Here is a 16,244-nt window from a genome sequence, read left to right on the forward strand (position 1 = left end):
CACACTCTCTGAATAAAAATAGTGGCCTGCCTGAGCAGGACCATTCATAAGGAGTTGTACATCATGAAAAGCGTCAAGTCCGGGATTACCTGGCTGGTGGTGGCGTTAATCGGGGCTTTTGCCTTTGGGATGCTGGCACTGAGCCGCGGCGAACACGTTAACGCCCTGTGGCTGGTGGTCGCCGCTATTGCCTGTTACAGCATTGCCTACCGATTTTACAGCCTGTTTATCGCTGAAAAAGTCTTTGAACTGGATGACAAACGCATGACTCCGGCTGAGCGTCACAATGACGGGCTGGATTACGTGCCGACCAACAAATGGGTACTGTTCGGCCACCATTTCGCGGCCATCGCCGGAGCCGGTCCGCTGGTCGGCCCGATCCTTGCCGCACAAATGGGCTTCCTGCCGGGCACTATCTGGATTTTAGTGGGCGTGATGCTGGCGGGTGCAGTGCAGGATTTCCTGATCCTGTTCATCTCCACCCGCCGCGACGGGCGTTCATTAGGTGAAATGGCTAAACAGGAACTGGGCGATTTTGCCGGAGTGATCACTATGCTCGGCGCGCTTGGCGTGATGATCATCATTCTTTCCGCACTGGCGCTGGTGGTGGTTAAAGCACTCGCCGACAGTCCGTGGGGACTGTTCACCATCGCCGCCACCATCCCAATCGCCCTGTTTATGGGCATCTACATGCGTTTTCTACGTCCGGGAAAAATCGCTGAAGTGTCGGTGATTGGTTTCGTGCTGATGATGCTGGCGATTGTGTACGGCGGCAACGTAGCGGCAGATCCTTACTGGGGCCCGTTCTTTACGCTGCACGGCACCACGCTAACCTGGGTGCTGGTGATTTACGGTTTTATTGCCTCGGTATTGCCGGTCTGGCTGCTGCTGGCGCCGCGCGATTATCTCTCGACGTTTCTCAAAATCGGCGTGATTGCCGGTCTGGCGGTGGGTATCGTCTTCGCCATGCCGGAAATGAAAATGCCTGCCGTCTCACGCTTTATTGACGGCAGCGGTCCGGTATTCTCCGGCAGCCTGTTCCCGTTCCTGTTTATCACCATTGCCTGCGGGTCGATTTCCGGTTTCCATGCGCTGGTTTCCAGCGGCACGACGCCGAAACTGATTGAGCGCGAAAGCCATATCCGTTTTATCGGTTACGGCGCAATGCTGATGGAGTCGTTCGTGGCGATCATGGCACTGATCTGTGCGTCTGTTATCGATCCGGGCGTGTATTTTGCGATGAACTCACCGGCGGCGCTGATTGGCACCACAGTGGAAAGCGCTTCACAGGTGATTAACGGCTGGGGCTTTGTCATCACGCCGGACGTTCTGACGCAAATCGCCAAAGACGTCGGCGAGCAGTCGATTCTTTCCCGTGCCGGTGGCGCACCAACCTTTGCGGTCGGTATGGCGCACATCATCACCGAGGTGTTCAACAGCCGGGCGATGATGGCTTTCTGGTATCACTTCGCCATTCTGTTTGAAGCCTTATTTATCCTGACTGCCGTAGATGCCGGTACCCGCGCCTGCCGTTTTATGGTGCAGGATCTGGTGGGCGTCGCCGTTCCGTCGCTGGCGAATAACCGTTCCTGGATCGGCACATTTGCCGGTACTACGGTCGCGGTCGCGGGCTGGGGTTTCTTCGTGTATCAGGGCGTGGTGGATCCGCTTGGCGGCATCAATACGCTGTGGCCGCTGTTTGGTATCGGTAACCAGATGCTGGCCTCAATGGCGCTGATCCTGGGTACGGTGGTGCTGTTCAAAATGAAGAAACAGCGTTACGCGTGGGTGACGATTTTACCGACTATCTGGCTGTTCATTACCTCGATGACCGCTGGCTGGCAGAAGATTTTCCATGAAAAACCGTCGATTGGTTTTCTGGCGCAGGCGAAGAAATTTAACGCGGGCATCGACACTGGTGAAATCATCAAACCGGCGAAAACGCTGGCAGATATGCACACTATCGTGCTGAACAATCAGATTAACGCCATGCTGTGTGGTTTCTTCATGCTGGTGGCGGTGACCATGCTGATTTCCGCCTTCTTTGTTATCCGCCGCGCGCTTAAATCCGCTACGCCAACCGTGCATGAAACTGCCGTGGTTAACCGTCGCGAGGCCCGCCATGTCTGAATCACGCGCATTATTTAAGACGCCACGGTTAGGCGCATTTAAGGTGACGCACTGCCAGCCGTTATTTGTGCCACAACCGAAACCACACGACGTCGCCGGGTGGCTGAAACTGGCCATAAAGCGTACCGCCCAGAGTTTCCGGCTAATGGTCGGCGTGCAGGATTATCAGAATTATGTCCGGCATATGCAGGTAAGGCATCCGGGCAGCACGCCGATGACGGAGCGTGAATTCCACCGCCGTTGTCTGGAGGCGAGATTCCCGAGCGAGGGCGGGAAAATGGGCAAATGCCCTTGCTGACCCCCCGGTTTATCCTCCCCGGTTAACTGACGGTTTTAGTGTTTTGCTCCTTCCTCTCGCCTGAGGAAGGAGTTGCTTATGCGTTCTTGCCTTGCAGTCAGTATGGCCTGAGGCATGTCAGGCCCAGAGCAGTCGCTTACAATGACTTAAAATACAACGTCTTTTAATTTTTTTATGTCCCTGTGATGGCAGCCTGACACCTCACAGTGAAATGTGTTGCCTTGTGATTTTCGCTCCACAGCCTCTGGTGATAATTTGACCGCATCAGTTTTATATCGGTTTAATTTTAACTTATGAGGACAACTTCATGATTGGTGCAGCACAAGCCAGAGATATCGTGTTAATGGAGCACGGTATCATACTTGCAATTGTAGGGATGTCGGCGTGGGGCGGGCTTGTCCGCTATATCATGCTGAGAAAAAGTAAGCCGTTCATAGAAGAGCTGAAAGCCTGTTTTCTGCAGATTGTCGTTTCTTGTTTCACCGGGATGTTGGTGAGTATTTTCGTTCTTTCGCGGGATGCAAGCGATGACCGGTTAATGATCGTCGCCGGTTTGGGCGGGGTATTTGCCGGCCCCCTCCTCACCTTAGTGGGCAGGAAAATCGCTGGCTTTATTGATAACTACACCCCGACGTCCAAATAAGCACATTCATCTCTTCCCCGGCGAACTCTATACGCCGGGGATTTTTTTTGCCAGGGTCAACGGAAAGCTAACGCCCCGTCTGACTCACCCTGACTTCAACGCCGTAGTCTGGAGGCGGGATTCCCGCAGCCAGTGTCCCTCTTCCAGCGGCGGAACAGCCACAGAAACAGTAAAAGCTTCCATCAGTAACTCCTTGTTTATGGCGGGATCTCAGGGACATCAGCTCAGCAATTTCGTACTGATTATTTTGAATTTACGTTGCGCTATTGAAACAGGCAAGATTTCCTATTAAAGCTATTCATATCAATTATGAACGAGCAGGAATTGCCAAAGGAAGCATCAACATGATTTTTCACCGCTATCACGGGCTGGGTAATGATTATCTGGTCTGTCATCAGAGCGTAGCCTCCCTGCTCAGTAATGAGCAAATTCAGCGACTCTGCGACCGCCATTATGGTATCGGGTCTGACGGTTTGCTGATTGACCATGACGACGCCGACATTCCTTCCCTGCGCATTATCAATCCCGACGGTTCAGAGGCCGAAAAAAGCGGCAACGGCCTGCGGATTTACGCCCGCTATCTGTTTGATATTGGCCGCGTAGCGCACGAACCGTTTCTGGTGAATACCCCCGGCGGGCAGGTGCGTTGCGAAGTGACCGAAGGTGCGCATCAGGTGATTGTCGATATGGGTCAGGCAAAGTTTTCTCCGGCGGCGTTACCTGCCAGCGTTGAAGGTGACGAAGCCCTTGCATTGCCATTGGTCGCGGGCGGACACAGCCTCAGTGCGACGCTGGTGTCGATGGGCAATCCGCACTGCGTGATCCGGGTGGATGAACTGGATTTAGGGCTGGTGAAACAACTGGGTTCTGAAATCGAAACACTGGCAATTTTCCCGAAGCGTACCAACGTGCAGTTCGCGCAGGTGCTGGACAGAAACAACATCAATATCGGCATCTGGGAACGTGGCGCAGGCTATACGCTGGCCTCCGGTAGCAGCAGTTGTGCGGCCGCCAGCGCGATGCGCAAACTGGGGCTGGTGGATGAAAATGTTACGGTGCATATGCCGGGTGGGAAACTTGCCATCAGTTTCAGCGGTGATTTTCAGGTCAACATGCGCGGTCCGGTGCAGAAAATCGCCACCATCACCCTCGATAACGACTGTTTCTGGGATATGACGGCGTAACTTATTCGCCTGATGAATGCTTAATCCCCTTCTCTTCCAGCGTCCTCTTTTAATTACGGCAGCACGACTGCCGTAATTTTAAACACCCCATCATAAATAAAACTCATACCTGCATAATGATTTTATGGCAGACAGCGCGCTTTACAGCCCCTAAGTTGGTTATCAGGAAGCACAACAATAAATAACCAACGCATTGTTTAATAAATAAAATAATCTTAATAGAAACCCTTCGCGACCGTTCTTCGTGCTAAGCCGGTCCGTGAAATTTTGTCCAAAGTTTTAATCCGATCACATATTAATAAAAAAAACAGAGAGCGTACCCTATGAGCAACAACACCATCGTGGACGTGAAAGCGTGGATAGACGAACGCCCGATATCGAAATATCAATGGGTGGTTTTATCCCTGTGTTTCATCATCATCATGTTCGACGGTTATGACGCCGCAGTGATGGGCTTCATCGCCCCGGCGCTGATCGAAGACTGGGGTATCAGCCGCGCGGAAATGGGCCCGATCCTGGGTGCTGCGATGTTTGGCGTGGCTATTGGCGCGCTGATTGCCGGACCGAACGCGGATCGCTTTGGTCGCAAACGGGTGCTGATGTGGTCGATTCTGTGCTTCGCACTGTTCAGCCTGCTGAGCACCTTTGCCCGCACGCCGATGGAAATGGCGATCCTGCGTTTTCTCACCGGCCTCGGTTTAGGCGCGGTGATGCCCAATACCGTGACGCTGGTGTCGGAATACATGCCCGAACGCCGCCGCAGCCTGATGATTACAGTGATGTACAGCGGCTTTAACGTCGGTTCCGGCGCAGGAGGTTTTGTCGCCGCAGGTTTACTGCCGCACTACGGCTGGAAATCGGTCATTTTCGCGGGCGGGATTGTGCCCCTGCTGATGCTGCCCTTGCTGCTGTGGATCCTGCCGGAATCCGCCATGTATATGGTGGTGCGCGAAGTGGCGAAAGAGAAAATCGCCAAAGTGCTCACCCGCGCCGGTGGCGTATTCAGCGAAGGTACCAAGTTTGTGCTGAAAGCGCCGGTGATTCAGAAAAAAGCCAAGGTCTTCCAGCTTTTCACCAACGGTTACGCCAAAGGCACGATTGTGCTGTGGGTCACTTATTTCATGGGACTGTTCGTGATCTATCTGCTGAATGGCTGGCTGCCAACCATTATGCGTAACGGCGGTTTCTCACTGGAACGTGCGGCCATCGTCGCCGGTTTGTTCCAGTTAGGCGGCACTTTCGGCGGGCTGATGGTCGGCGGCCTGATGGACCGATTCATCGCCAAACGAGTGATTGCCGGTTTCTACATGATGGGCGTGGTCAGCCTGTTATCACAGGGTATCGGTAACTTCGGCCCGGATATTCTTGCCCTGCTGGTGTTCATCAGCGGCGTGTGTATTAACGGCGCACAAACCGGTTTGCAGGCGTTTTCCCCGGCCTTTTATCCGACGGAAATGCGTGCCACCGGCGTCTGCTGGATGCACGGAATCGGCCGCAGCGGCGCGATTATCAGCTCTTCAATGGGCGGCGTCCTGCTGGGCGTTTTCTCCGGCCAAAACATGATCTTTATTATTCTGGCGTTGCCTGCATTGCTGGCGGGGCTGAGCATTCTTTTACACCGTGCGGCGCACCCGGCCGAGATGATCAAAGGCGTTGATATTACTGACATCCCGGAGTTGTCGCGCACCATGAATATCCGCTAGTCTCTGGATTAGCCACCTTATAATTAGAAACCTGTTGAGCAATATATTCATCAACCTATTCATCTACCTGTTCATCTACCTGTTCATATATAGAAATAGAACGCGGCACGACCTTCGCGCCGCGATTACCCTACAAAAGCACTGAGGATTTAAGATGGCGAAAATCATAGGCGGTTTAGCAGTTTCACATACCCCTACCATCGGTTTTGCGGTTGACCATAACAAGCAGGAAGAAAGCGCCTGGGCGCCGATTTTCGAAAGCTTTGCACCGATGCAAAAATGGCTGGATGAGAAAAAACCGGACGTGCTGGTTTACATTTTCAACGACCATGTGACCTCGTTTTTCTTCGATCACTATTCCGCCTTTACGCTGGGTATCGACGAGCAGTATGAAGTAGCCGATGAAGGCGGCGGCCCGCGTGACCTGCCTGCGGTCAAAGGCCATGCGGCACTGTCGCAGCATATCGGTGCCAGCCTGATGGCGGATGAATTCGATATGTCGTTCTTCCAGGATAAGCCTTTGGATCACGGGTTGTTCTCGCCGCTTTCCGCCCTGCTCCCGCATGAAGGCGGCTGGCCGACACAAATCGTTCCGCTGCAAATCGGCGTTTTACAGTTCCCTATTCCGACTGCCCGCCGCTGCTACAAACTCGGTCAGGCACTGCGCCGTGCGATTGAAAGTTTCCCGGAAGATTTAAACGTGGCGATTGTCGCCACCGGCGGCGTGTCGCATCAGGTTCACGGCGAACGTTGCGGGTTTAACAATCCGGACTGGGATGAGCAGTTTGTCGATATGATTGTCAACGACCCGGAACGTCTGACCGAAATGACGCTGGCTGAATTTGCCACGCAGGGCGGCATGGAAGGTGCGGAAGTCATTATGTGGCTGGTGATGCGCGGCGCGCTGTCGGCCAATGTGAAGAAACTGCATCAGGCCTATTACCTGCCGTCGATGACCGGCATCGCCACGCTGATCCTCGAAAATCAGTCACGTGAAGCGCCGTACGACGTGCAGCAGCGCCAGCGTGACAAAATCGCGCAGCAAATGGCGGGCGTCGAAAAACTGCCGGGCACCTACCCGTTCACTCAGGCGCGCAGCCTGAAAGCGCTGCGTATTAACCGGTTCCTGCACCGTCTGATCCAACCTGCATGGCGCGAGCGTTTCCTTACCGATCAGAAGGCTATGTTTGCTGAAAACAAACTGACGGACGAGGAACAAAAGCTGCTGCGTGAACTCGACTGGCGCGGCATGATCCATTACGGCGTCAGCTTCTTCCTGCTGGAAAAACTCGGCGCAGTAGTCGGTGTCTCCAATTTACATATTTATTCCGCGATGCGTGGCGAAACGCTGGAAGAATTCCAGAAAACCCGCAATCAACAAGTTCTCTATTCAGTAGCAGGTAAAGCGAAAGCATGACGATTTTTGAGCAACCCAAGATCGACACACATCACCACGTGTTTGATCCGGCGCGCTTCCCGTACCTTCCGGACACGCCTTATCGTCCGGAAGGACACGAGATTGGCACCACCGATTATTACCGCGCCGTGATGCAGGCGTACAACATCCGCCACTCGCTGATTGTCGGCCCGACGTCGGGTTACAACACTGACAGTACGTGTTTGCTGGATGCGCTGGAAAAGGGCAACGGCCGCTTCAAAGGTATCGCCGTCGTCCCGTTTGATATCAGCACTGAGCGGCTTGCCAGCCTGAAACAGGCCGGTGTGGTCGGCATTGCGATGAATGTTGCGATGCTCGGCACAGAGCCTTTTTTGCACCTCGGCAGCCTGATGGGGCGTCTTGCCGAACTGGATATGTTCGCCGCCATTCAGGTGCAGAACGATCAGCTTCTGGCATTGTTGCCGCTGATCAACCGCAGCAAAACGCGGCTGCTGATTGATCACTCCGGACGCCCTGACGTCACGCAGGGCCTGCAACAACCGGCGTTTCAGGCTTTGCTCAGTCTCGCTGACCAGCAAAGAACCTGGGTAAAACTGTCGGGTCTGGCGAAATTCAGCCGCCAGCCTTTTCCTTATCAGGACGGGCACGCTTATCAGCATGCGCTGCTCAATGCGTTCGGCGCAGAGCATTGCATGTGGGGTTCCGACTGGCCGTTCCTGCGGGCGGAGCACCGGATGGATCTCGGCACGTTGCTGATGCTGGTCGAACAATTATTCCCTGACGAAAAAATCCGTCAGCAGATTTTATGGCAGACGCCGAAAGATTTGTTTGGATTTACGGATTACTAAAGAAAGGAAAGACCATGAATTACAAAATTGCCGTCTTTAACGGCCCGAATCTCAATCTGCTGGGCACCCGTGAACCGGAAACCTACGGCCACGACACGCTGGCGACCATCGAAAAGTTATGTCATCAGACCGGCGAAAGCTGCGGCGCAACCATCGAATTCTTCCAGACCAATCACGAAGGCGATCTGATCGACCGTATTCAGGCCTGCCGGGGAACGGTGGACGCGATTGTGCTGAACGCCGCCGCATGGACACACACCTCCGTCGCCATCCGCGACGCCGTGACCGCCGTCAGCCTGCCGCTGTACGAAGTCCACATCACCAACGTGCATAAACGCGACGCCTTTCGCCATCACTCATTTCTTTCCGACGTTTCCGTCGGTGTGATCTGCGGGTTCGGTATTCAGGGCTACGAGTACGCGATCAGACAGGCAGTGGTGAATTTGAATAAGTGATTTAGCTGCAAACCTTCCGGATCTCTGCCACCAGTGCTTGTGCCGCCGGTGACAGCAAACTCCCGGCGCGGAATGTCAGGCCGATAGCACGGTGCGTATCGGCCAGATCCAGCGGCAGTTTGACCAGTTCACCGGACTCAAGCTCGTGCTCCAGCTGGCGGGCTGATACTGCTGCCAGCATGTCAGAACCCAGCAACAGCCCGCGTACAATTCCCAGATCACCGCTTTCAACCACCGGATCGGGTGGCGGCATGTTCATTGCGGCAAAACTGTTGTCCAGCAACCGTCGGGCGGGCGTTTCGGCGCGGGGCAATACCCAGCGGGCCTCGCGCAACTGCGCCTGCGTCACTGCGCCGCTCAGCAACGGATGCCCTTTTCTCGCCAGTATTACCATGCTTTCGGTAAACAGCGTTTCAGTTGTCATATCCGCCGCGTAATCACTGGAACGCAGCGCGCCAAAAATAAAATCCACTTCGCCGGAACGCAGTTCCGATGCCAGTGCGCTGAACGCACTTTCGTTGGTCACCACTTTTACGCCACTGTAGCGCTGCGTCAGACCGATAATCGCCTGTGGCAGTAACCGCGTGCGCCCGAGTGGCAACGCGCCGACCTGCACTGTGCCTTCCAGCACGCCACGGCGGGCGGCAATATCAGCGGGAATGTGCCGCAGTTCGTTGAGCGCGCGGCGCAGGTTCGGCACGATCTCCTGCCCGGCCAGCGACGGCATCATGCCGTGCGGCGTGCGTTCGAGCAGCGCCAGACCGGCGCCGTTTTCCAGCACTTTCAGGGCGGCACTGACCGCGGGCTGGCTGAGGCCGAGCAACGTGGCGACCGTCTGCATATGCCGCGTCTTGCACAGCGAGATAAAAATTTGTAAACGCCGGACGTTGAACAGATACAGCGGTTCGGTATCACCGCGCCTTTGCCCGCTTTTGCCCTGTAATTTCGCCAGCTGCGAGGGGATCTGATGCAGCTCGCCAATCGCTCTCCGCGCACGTGGCAGCACGCATTTACCGAAATCGGTCAGCAACATGCCGTTGGCGTGACGTTCAAACAGCGGGACATCGAGCGCCTGTTCCAGATCGCGGATCGCCCGCGTGACCGCCGACTGCGTGCGGTAAAGCTCATCGGCCGCACGGGATACGCTTCCCTGATCGACAACCTGACAAAATGCCCGTATTTGCATCAGGTTACTCAGCATCTCAGACTCTGCCATCCCCTTCTCCTGTCAGTTTCTTTCAGTGACATCCCTCAGCACTATAACCTAAATAATTCACGTTACGGGAAGGCGGCAAGCGAGAGCACCCGATGAGCTTACATAAGTAAGTGATTCGGGAGATTGAGCGCAGCCAACGCATCCGCAATGTGAAGTATGACGGTTATATAAATAAAATGCATACCTCCTGCGCTCAAATGAATTACCCGTCACGTGCGCAGGCTGACAGCATGGAACTCAGACATTTTGAGAACAATAAAACCAAGGACACCCTCATGACTCAGCCAAAAAAAGATGATTCTAAAAGTGCATTAGTCGTCAGCGCCCACTCCGCCGATTTCGTCTGGCGTGCGGGCGGTGCCATCGCCAAACATACCCAGGCCGGTTATGCCGTCCACATCGTTTGTCTGTCTTTCGGCGAGCGCGGTGAATCCGCCAAACTGTGGCGTAAAGGCAGCATGACCGAAGAAATCGTGAAGGCGTCGCGTCGCGAAGAAGCCATGGCGGCCGCTGAAATTCTCGGTGCCACCGTTGAGTTTTTCGATATGGGCGATTATCCGCTGCGTGCCGATAAAGAATCGCTGTTCCGCCTGGCCGATGTTTACCGCCGCGTGCAGCCGCATTTCGTGCTGACCCATTCGCTGAAAGACCCGTACAACTACGATCATCCGATGGCGACACATCTGGCGCAGGAAGCGCGGATTATCGCGCAGGCCGAAGGCTATAAACCGGGCGAAACCATCGTCGGCGCCCCGCCGGTTTACTGTTTTGAACCACATCAGCCGGAACAGTGCGACTGGAAACCCGATGTTCTGCTCGACATCACCGACGTCTGGGACAAGAAATATCAGGCCATTCAGTGCATGGCCGGCCAGGAACATTTGTGGGAATACTACACCCGCGTCGCCCAGCAGCGCGGCGTGCAGGCCAAACGAAATGTCGGGATCACCAGCGCCAAAAACATCGTTTACGGCGAAGGCTATCAGAGCATCTTCCCGCGCGTAACGGAGGATTTAGCATGAGTCTGGTCGGCAAAAAAGGCGTCGTGGTTCGCCATATTCCACGGGCAAATAAAGCGGACGTGACTGCTCTCGCAGCCTTTGGCGTCGCCACCGTACATGAAGCGCAGGGGCGCAAGGGGTTGCTGGAGGCAGGAATTCGTCCGATTCAACAGGATTGTGCGATTTCAGGCAGCGCGGTCACTGTGCTGACCGCACCGGGCGATAACTGGATGTTCCACGTCGCCGTCGAACAATGTCAGCCGGGCGATATTCTGGTTGTGGCGCCAACTTCCCCCTGTTCCGACGGCTTCTTCGGCGATTTACTGGCAACATCGCTTAAAGCGCGCGGCGTGGTGGGACTGGTTGCCGATCTCGGCGTGCGTGATACCAAAACTTTGCGCGATATGGGATTCCGCGTCTGGTCGCGGGCGGTTCATGCGCAGGGCACCATCAAGGAAACGCTCGGCTCCGTGAACGTGCCGGTGGTTTGCGCCGGACAGCTGGTGTATCCGGGCGATGCCATCGTGGCCGATGATGACGGTGTGGTGGTCGTTCGCCGCGAAGAGGTCGCGCAAGTGGCGCAGGCCAGCCGTGAACGTGAAACGCTGGAAGAAAGTAAACGCGCAAGAATGGCAGACGGCGAGCTCGGGCTGGATATCTACAATATGCGTCCGCGACTGGCTGAAAAAGGCCTGAAGTATTTCGATTCCACCGAAGAATTAGAGCAAGCCGAAAAGCGCTGAGGAGCCAATATGCCGCAGACCCGAATTCCCTGCCTGCTGATGCGCGGCGGCACGTCCAAAGGCGCATTCTTTCTGGCGGATGATTTGCCGGCAGACCAGACCTTACGCGATAACGTGCTGCTGGCGGTGATGGGCTCACCCGATCCTCGCCAGATTGACGGCCTCGGCGGCGCCGATCCGCTGACCAGCAAAGTGGCAATTGTCCGCCCCTCTGCGCGCCCTGATGCCGACGTCGATTACCTTTTTGCGCAGGTGAATGTCGATAAAGCGGTGGTGGATTACGGGCAAAACTGCGGCAATATCCTGGCCGCCGTCGGCCCGTTCGCCCTCGAGCGCCAGCTGGTCAGCGCGATCGAAGGGATGACACCGGTGCGGATCTTCATGGAAAACACAGGCCAGATTGCGACCGCTCATGTGCCCGTAGAAGACGGTCAGGTTTGCTATCAGGGCGATTTGCGCATTGACGGCGTACCCGGCACTGCGGCCAAAATCAGCGTGGAATTTGCCGATATCGCCGGTTCCAGTTGCGGCGCACTGCTGCCGACGGGCAACGCCCGCGACACGTTCGACGGTATTGACGTCACCTGTATCGACAACGGCATGCCGGTGATTCTGCTGCGGGCTGCGGATTTCGGGCGCAGTGGTTATGAGACCCGCGAACAGCTGGATGCGGATACAGAACTGAAAAAACGCCTCGAGTCGATCCGTTTACAGGCGGGCCCGAAAATGAATCTCGGCGATGTCTCGCAGCGTACCGTGCCGAAAATGACCCTGATTGCCGAGCCGCGAAACGGCGGTGCTATCTCAAGCCGGACGTTTATCCCACACCGCTGTCACGCATCGATTGGCGTGCTCGGCGCGGTCAGCGTCGCCAGCGCCTGCCTGATCCCCGGCAGCATCACCGAAGGGCTGGCACATGCGCCAACGGGCAACACGTCGTTAATCAGCGTGGAACATCCGACCGGCGAATTCAGCGTGGAATTACAACTCGATCCGACAAAAACCGGTGCAGATCGCCTGAAAGGCTGCGCACTGTTACGCACCGCCCGCCTGATTTTTGAAGGCCGCGTCGCGATCCCCGCCAGCATCTGGGACGGCAATCAGGACGATCACCAGGAACCCCATCATGAATAACGTGACCCGCATTACCTTAATTGGCCTCGGCGAAGTCGGCACCATTCTGGCAACGGATCTGAAAAAGCAACATCCGGCGCTGGACGTTGCAGCATTTGATAAGCAGACCGATTCCCCTGTTATCCGTCAGCGCGCCCGTGACGCGGGAGTGAGCTTTGCGCTGTCGGTCGAAGACGCCGTGAAAAACAGTCAGATCATATTCTCAGCCGTGACCGCCGCTGAATCGCTGAAAGTGGCCGATGCCGTCGCCCGGCACCTCGCCCCCGGACAGTTCTTTCTCGATCTGAATTCCGTTTCACCCCATACCAAACGCGAAGCGATGGCGTTAATTGAACAGGCAGGCGGCAATTATATCGACGTCGCGGTGATGGCGCCCTATCCGCCCGCACGCCTGAAAACCCCGCTGCTGCTTGGCGGCACGCATGTTTACGCCATCAGCGAATGGCTGAATGAACACGGATTTAACAGCAACGTTCACAGCAACACCGTTGGAGAAGCCTCGGCGATCAAAATGTGCCGCAGCGTGATGATCAAAGGTCTGGAGGCGCTGACCGCCGAATGCCTGAGTGCCGCACGCCAGTACGGTGTCGAAAAAGAAGTACTGGCTTCGCTGCACGCCAGTTTCCCCTCACTCGGCTGGAACGCGCAGTTTCCGCACTATCTCATCAGCCGGATTGCGGAACATGGCAAACGCCGCGCCGAGGAAATGCGTGAAGTTGTGAAAACGCTCGAAGATGTCGGCGTCGCGCCGAATATGAGCTCCGGTACGGTGATCGCCCAGCAGGGGCTGGTGGATGCGCTGGCGGCGAAGGGGATCAGGTATACGGATCTGGAACCGTTTGACTGGGGGAAAACAGTGGATCTGTTGATGTCGGGTCGGACATCGTGACGACTTAACATTAAAATCAAGACCTTGGGTTGCCACCCATACTGGCCTTAAGGTCAACGTCGTGGGTTGCCACCCATGCTGGCCTTAAGGTCAACGTCGTGGGTTGCCACCCACACTGGCCTTAAGAGGCGCCTATCGCCGCGCCTCTTAAGAATCTCCGGCTCTTTTACTGCGCGCTATCGCTCGCTGACTATGTTTCATCAACCACAGCGATAGCCGCAAAATCCCGCCGCTACGCGGTTCCCTCCGTTCGGGTTACAACCCGCGCAAAAAGACGCGCGGTTTTCCACCTCTCCTCCGGCGGAATTTTGGAACCGGCCTCAGGCTTATACTTCACAACCTCACTATCTTAATTTTTTAAAAAAGCTGCGGGCGATTCAGAAATCTTGCTGAACGGAGCGGCCTGAAGACCGAAGGCTTCAGGACCGAGAGAAGGCACCGCGCAGCGGCAAGATTTCCAGCCTGTCGCTGCGGCAACTGAAACATAGCCAGCGAGCGATAGCGCGCAGTGAAAAAAGCGCGGAGTCCAGAGGCCCGCGCGTTACCGGGTCTCTGGTCGGTGTGGGCCGACGCCCACGACCTTGACCTTGAGCTTGAAATTAAAAAAAAGCGACTTTATGCCCGCTCCGGCATAACCCGATGACACCTCGCTACCACCCCACCTGCCCCGCAGACAAGCTCCTGTGGCATCTGACAGCCGTCACCGGCCAGCGGACAGCGTTCGCGAAAATAACAGCCCATAGGCAGATTACGGTTACTGGGAAGCTCGCCCTTTTTATCAACGATCCCCTCATCCAGAGCGCGTCCGGCGCGGGGAACGGAATCGAGCAGCAAACGGGTATACGGATGCTGCGGCTCGGACAGCACTTTTTCCGCCGCGCCCAGTTCAACGATTTGCCCCAGATACATCACCGCCACGCGGTCACTCATGTGGCGCACAACGGACACGTTATGGGAAATCAGCACGTAGGTCAGATTACGCTGGCGCTGCAGTTCAACCAGCAGATTGAGAATTTGCGCCTGCACTGAAATATCCAGCGCTGAGGTCGGTTCATCCAGCACGATGATGTCTGGTTCGGAAGACAGTGCGCGGGCAATGGAAATACGCTGACGCTGGCCGCCGGAAAATTCATGCGGGAGACGGTCGAGGTATTCTTTGCGAATACCCACCTGTTCCGCCAGTGTGGCAGCCAGTTCACGGCGTTCGCGGCTGCTGTTGTGTTTCTGCACATATACCGGCTCAGTGATGATTCGCCAGACCGGCAGGCGCGGATCAAGCGACGATTGTGGGTCCTGAAATACCATCTGCATACCGGAACCAAACCAGGAATTATCATGGCGGGCACGGTGGATTTCTCCGCTGCTCGGTTTTTGTAATCCCATCAGCAATTGTGCCAGCGTGCTTTTCCCACAACCGGATTCGCCAACAATCCCTAACGTCTCGCCGCGGATAATATTGAGATCAAGCCCGTTCAGCGCATGGACATAACCGGTAGGTTTACCGCGCCAGTTATAACTGGCCGGGAACCGCACGCGCACATCCTGCAACTCGACCAATGCTTCAGCAATCATCAGGAATGCTCCTCAATGTCTTGAATGTGGATTTCAGCAGCATGACGCTGCGGATGCCAGCAGGCGACGGACTGTAGCGGAAACTGAGTCAGCGGTGACAACACAGGGGTGATCAGACAACGCTCGTCGGCGTGATTGCAGCGCCCGCGAAATGCACAGCCTTGCGGCAGTTTTGCCAGATTCGGCACCGTACCGGGAATGGCTTTCAGCAGGCTACGTGGCTCACCATTCTCCGGCGCGGCCTGCAATAAGCCGATGGAATACGGATGCGACGGCGTGTCGATCACGTCAGCCGTGTTGCCGCTTTCAATCACATGCCCGGCGTACATCACATAAACACGGTCGCAAAGCTGCGACACCACCGCCATATCATGGGTGATGAATAACACGGCGGTGCCGCTGGCGCGGGCTTTACGCTGTAGCAAGCGTAATACCTGACGCTGCACGGTAACGTCCAGTGCGGTCGTCGGTTCGTCGGCGATGATCAGTTCCGGCTCGCAGGAAAAAGCCATTGCGATTAATACCCGCTGGCGCATCCCGCCGGAAAGCTCAAACGGATAGCGCGACATCACCTGTTCTGCATCGGCAATCTGCATATCATCAAGCAGCCCGATGGCTTTTTGCCACGCCTGCGCCTTACTGAGCTTCTGATGCAGACAAATGACTTCGCACATCTGACGGCCAATTTTGCGTGTCGGGTTCAGGGCATTCATTGGCTCCTGAAAAATCATCGCCACGCGAGCGCCACGTAAGGCGCGCATCTGTTCTTCACTGGCATGAACCACATCGGTGCCGAGCATGTGTAACGCGCCGCCCGTGACAGTGAAACCATCGGGTGGCAGCAGGCGCATCGCCATCATCGCCGTGACCGATTTGCCTGAGCCGGATTCGCCCACCACGCCGACGATTTCACCGGCGTTCACAGACAGGGACACCTGATTCAGTGCGCTGACTTCGCCGCCGTACACCGGAAAGACCAGTTGCAGATTGTCGATTTTCAGTACCGGCGCCTGGGTTAGTTCAGTCATT

Annotated in this window: 15 protein-coding genes; 12 read left to right on the forward strand and 3 right to left on the reverse strand. The window is 55.8% G+C overall.

Translation table 11 applies throughout. The features are described 5' to 3' along the window. Positions 1–63 precede the first annotated feature (63 nt). The 8 genes from ACM615_RS06670 (at position 64) to aroQ (ending at position 8,660) form a co-directional block, all read left to right on the forward strand. Positions 64–2,130, forward strand: coding sequence for a carbon starvation CstA family protein (locus ACM615_RS06670; RefSeq protein WP_431011678.1), 2,067 nt, complete (start codon positions 64–66; stop codon positions 2,128–2,130). Then, positions 2,123–2,428, forward strand: coding sequence for a YbdD/YjiX family protein (locus ACM615_RS06675; protein WP_431011679.1), 306 nt, complete (start codon positions 2,123–2,125; stop codon positions 2,426–2,428). The genes ACM615_RS06670 and ACM615_RS06675 overlap by 8 nt, the downstream gene beginning before the upstream one ends. A 307-nt stretch (positions 2,429–2,735) precedes the next feature. Beyond that, positions 2,736–3,071, forward strand: a complete 336-nt coding sequence (locus ACM615_RS06680) for a phage holin family protein (protein WP_240783299.1) — start codon at positions 2,736–2,738, stop codon at positions 3,069–3,071. Between the two features lie 344 nt (positions 3,072–3,415). Further along, entirely contained in the window at positions 3,416–4,255 is an 840-nt protein-coding gene (gene dapF / locus ACM615_RS06685; RefSeq protein WP_431011680.1) for a diaminopimelate epimerase, read from the forward strand. 323 nt (positions 4,256–4,578) lie between these two features. Continuing rightward, positions 4,579–5,958 carry an MFS transporter gene (locus tag ACM615_RS06690; protein WP_129638610.1) on the forward strand — a complete coding sequence of 460 codons (1,380 nt, stop codon included), beginning with the start codon at positions 4,579–4,581 and terminating at the stop codon, positions 5,956–5,958. Between the two features lie 154 nt (positions 5,959–6,112). Continuing rightward, entirely contained in the window at positions 6,113–7,375 is a 1,263-nt protein-coding gene (locus tag ACM615_RS06695; RefSeq protein ID WP_129638609.1) for a gallate dioxygenase, read from the forward strand. Beyond that, positions 7,372–8,205 (forward strand): amidohydrolase family protein, encoded by an 834-nt coding sequence (locus ACM615_RS06700; RefSeq protein WP_431011681.1) that lies wholly within the window; start codon positions 7,372–7,374, stop codon positions 8,203–8,205. The genes ACM615_RS06695 and ACM615_RS06700 overlap by 4 nt, the downstream gene beginning before the upstream one ends. A gap of 14 nt (positions 8,206–8,219) precedes the next feature. Then, positions 8,220–8,660, forward strand: coding sequence for a type II 3-dehydroquinate dehydratase (gene aroQ / locus ACM615_RS06705; protein ID WP_132963858.1), 441 nt, complete (start codon positions 8,220–8,222; stop codon positions 8,658–8,660). 1 nt (position 8,661) lies between these two features. Here the strand turns inward: aroQ and ACM615_RS06710 are convergent, their stop codons facing one another. Beyond that, positions 8,662–9,876 carry a LysR family transcriptional regulator gene (locus ACM615_RS06710; RefSeq protein WP_431011682.1) on the reverse strand — a complete coding sequence of 405 codons (1,215 nt, stop codon included), beginning with the start codon at positions 9,874–9,876 and terminating at the stop codon, positions 8,662–8,664. 275 nt (positions 9,877–10,151) lie between these two features. On the opposite strand from ACM615_RS06710, the gene galB reads away from it, so the two are divergent. The 4 genes from galB to ACM615_RS06730 are packed head-to-tail and all read left to right on the forward strand — an operon-like array spanning position 10,152 to position 13,643. Further along, the gene (galB, locus tag ACM615_RS06715) at positions 10,152–10,898 is read left to right on the forward strand and encodes a 4-oxalmesaconate hydratase (RefSeq protein ID WP_129638605.1); all 747 of its coding nucleotides are present in this window, start codon (positions 10,152–10,154) and stop codon (positions 10,896–10,898) included. Beyond that, positions 10,895–11,620, forward strand: a complete 726-nt coding sequence (locus ACM615_RS06720) for a 4-carboxy-4-hydroxy-2-oxoadipate aldolase/oxaloacetate decarboxylase (protein ID WP_112290643.1) — start codon at positions 10,895–10,897, stop codon at positions 11,618–11,620. The genes galB and ACM615_RS06720 overlap by 4 nt, the downstream gene beginning before the upstream one ends. Positions 11,621–11,629: 9 nt before the next feature. After that, positions 11,630–12,754, forward strand: coding sequence for a 4-oxalomesaconate tautomerase (locus ACM615_RS06725; RefSeq protein WP_431011683.1), 1,125 nt, complete (start codon positions 11,630–11,632; stop codon positions 12,752–12,754). After that, positions 12,747–13,643 (forward strand): DUF1932 domain-containing protein, encoded by an 897-nt coding sequence (locus ACM615_RS06730; protein WP_431011684.1) that lies wholly within the window; start codon positions 12,747–12,749, stop codon positions 13,641–13,643. Before ACM615_RS06725 ends, ACM615_RS06730 begins: the two co-directional genes overlap by 8 nt. 615 nt (positions 13,644–14,258) lie before the next feature. Here the strand turns inward: ACM615_RS06730 and ACM615_RS06735 are convergent. Both ACM615_RS06735 and ACM615_RS06740 read right to left on the reverse strand, forming a co-directional pair. After that, on the reverse strand, positions 14,259–15,215 hold the full coding sequence (locus tag ACM615_RS06735) for an oligopeptide/dipeptide ABC transporter ATP-binding protein (protein ID WP_431011685.1): 957 nt from the start codon (positions 15,213–15,215) through the stop codon (positions 14,259–14,261). Further along, positions 15,215–16,243 carry an ABC transporter ATP-binding protein gene (locus ACM615_RS06740; RefSeq protein ID WP_132963853.1) on the reverse strand — a complete coding sequence of 343 codons (1,029 nt, stop codon included), beginning with the start codon at positions 16,241–16,243 and terminating at the stop codon, positions 15,215–15,217. Before ACM615_RS06740 ends, ACM615_RS06735 begins: the two co-directional genes overlap by 1 nt. Position 16,244: the final 1 nt, after the last annotated feature.

It is taken from the genome of Rahnella sp. PAMC25617, assembly GCF_050606005.1.
Taxonomy (GTDB): domain Bacteria; phylum Pseudomonadota; class Gammaproteobacteria; order Enterobacterales; family Enterobacteriaceae; genus Rahnella; species Rahnella variigena.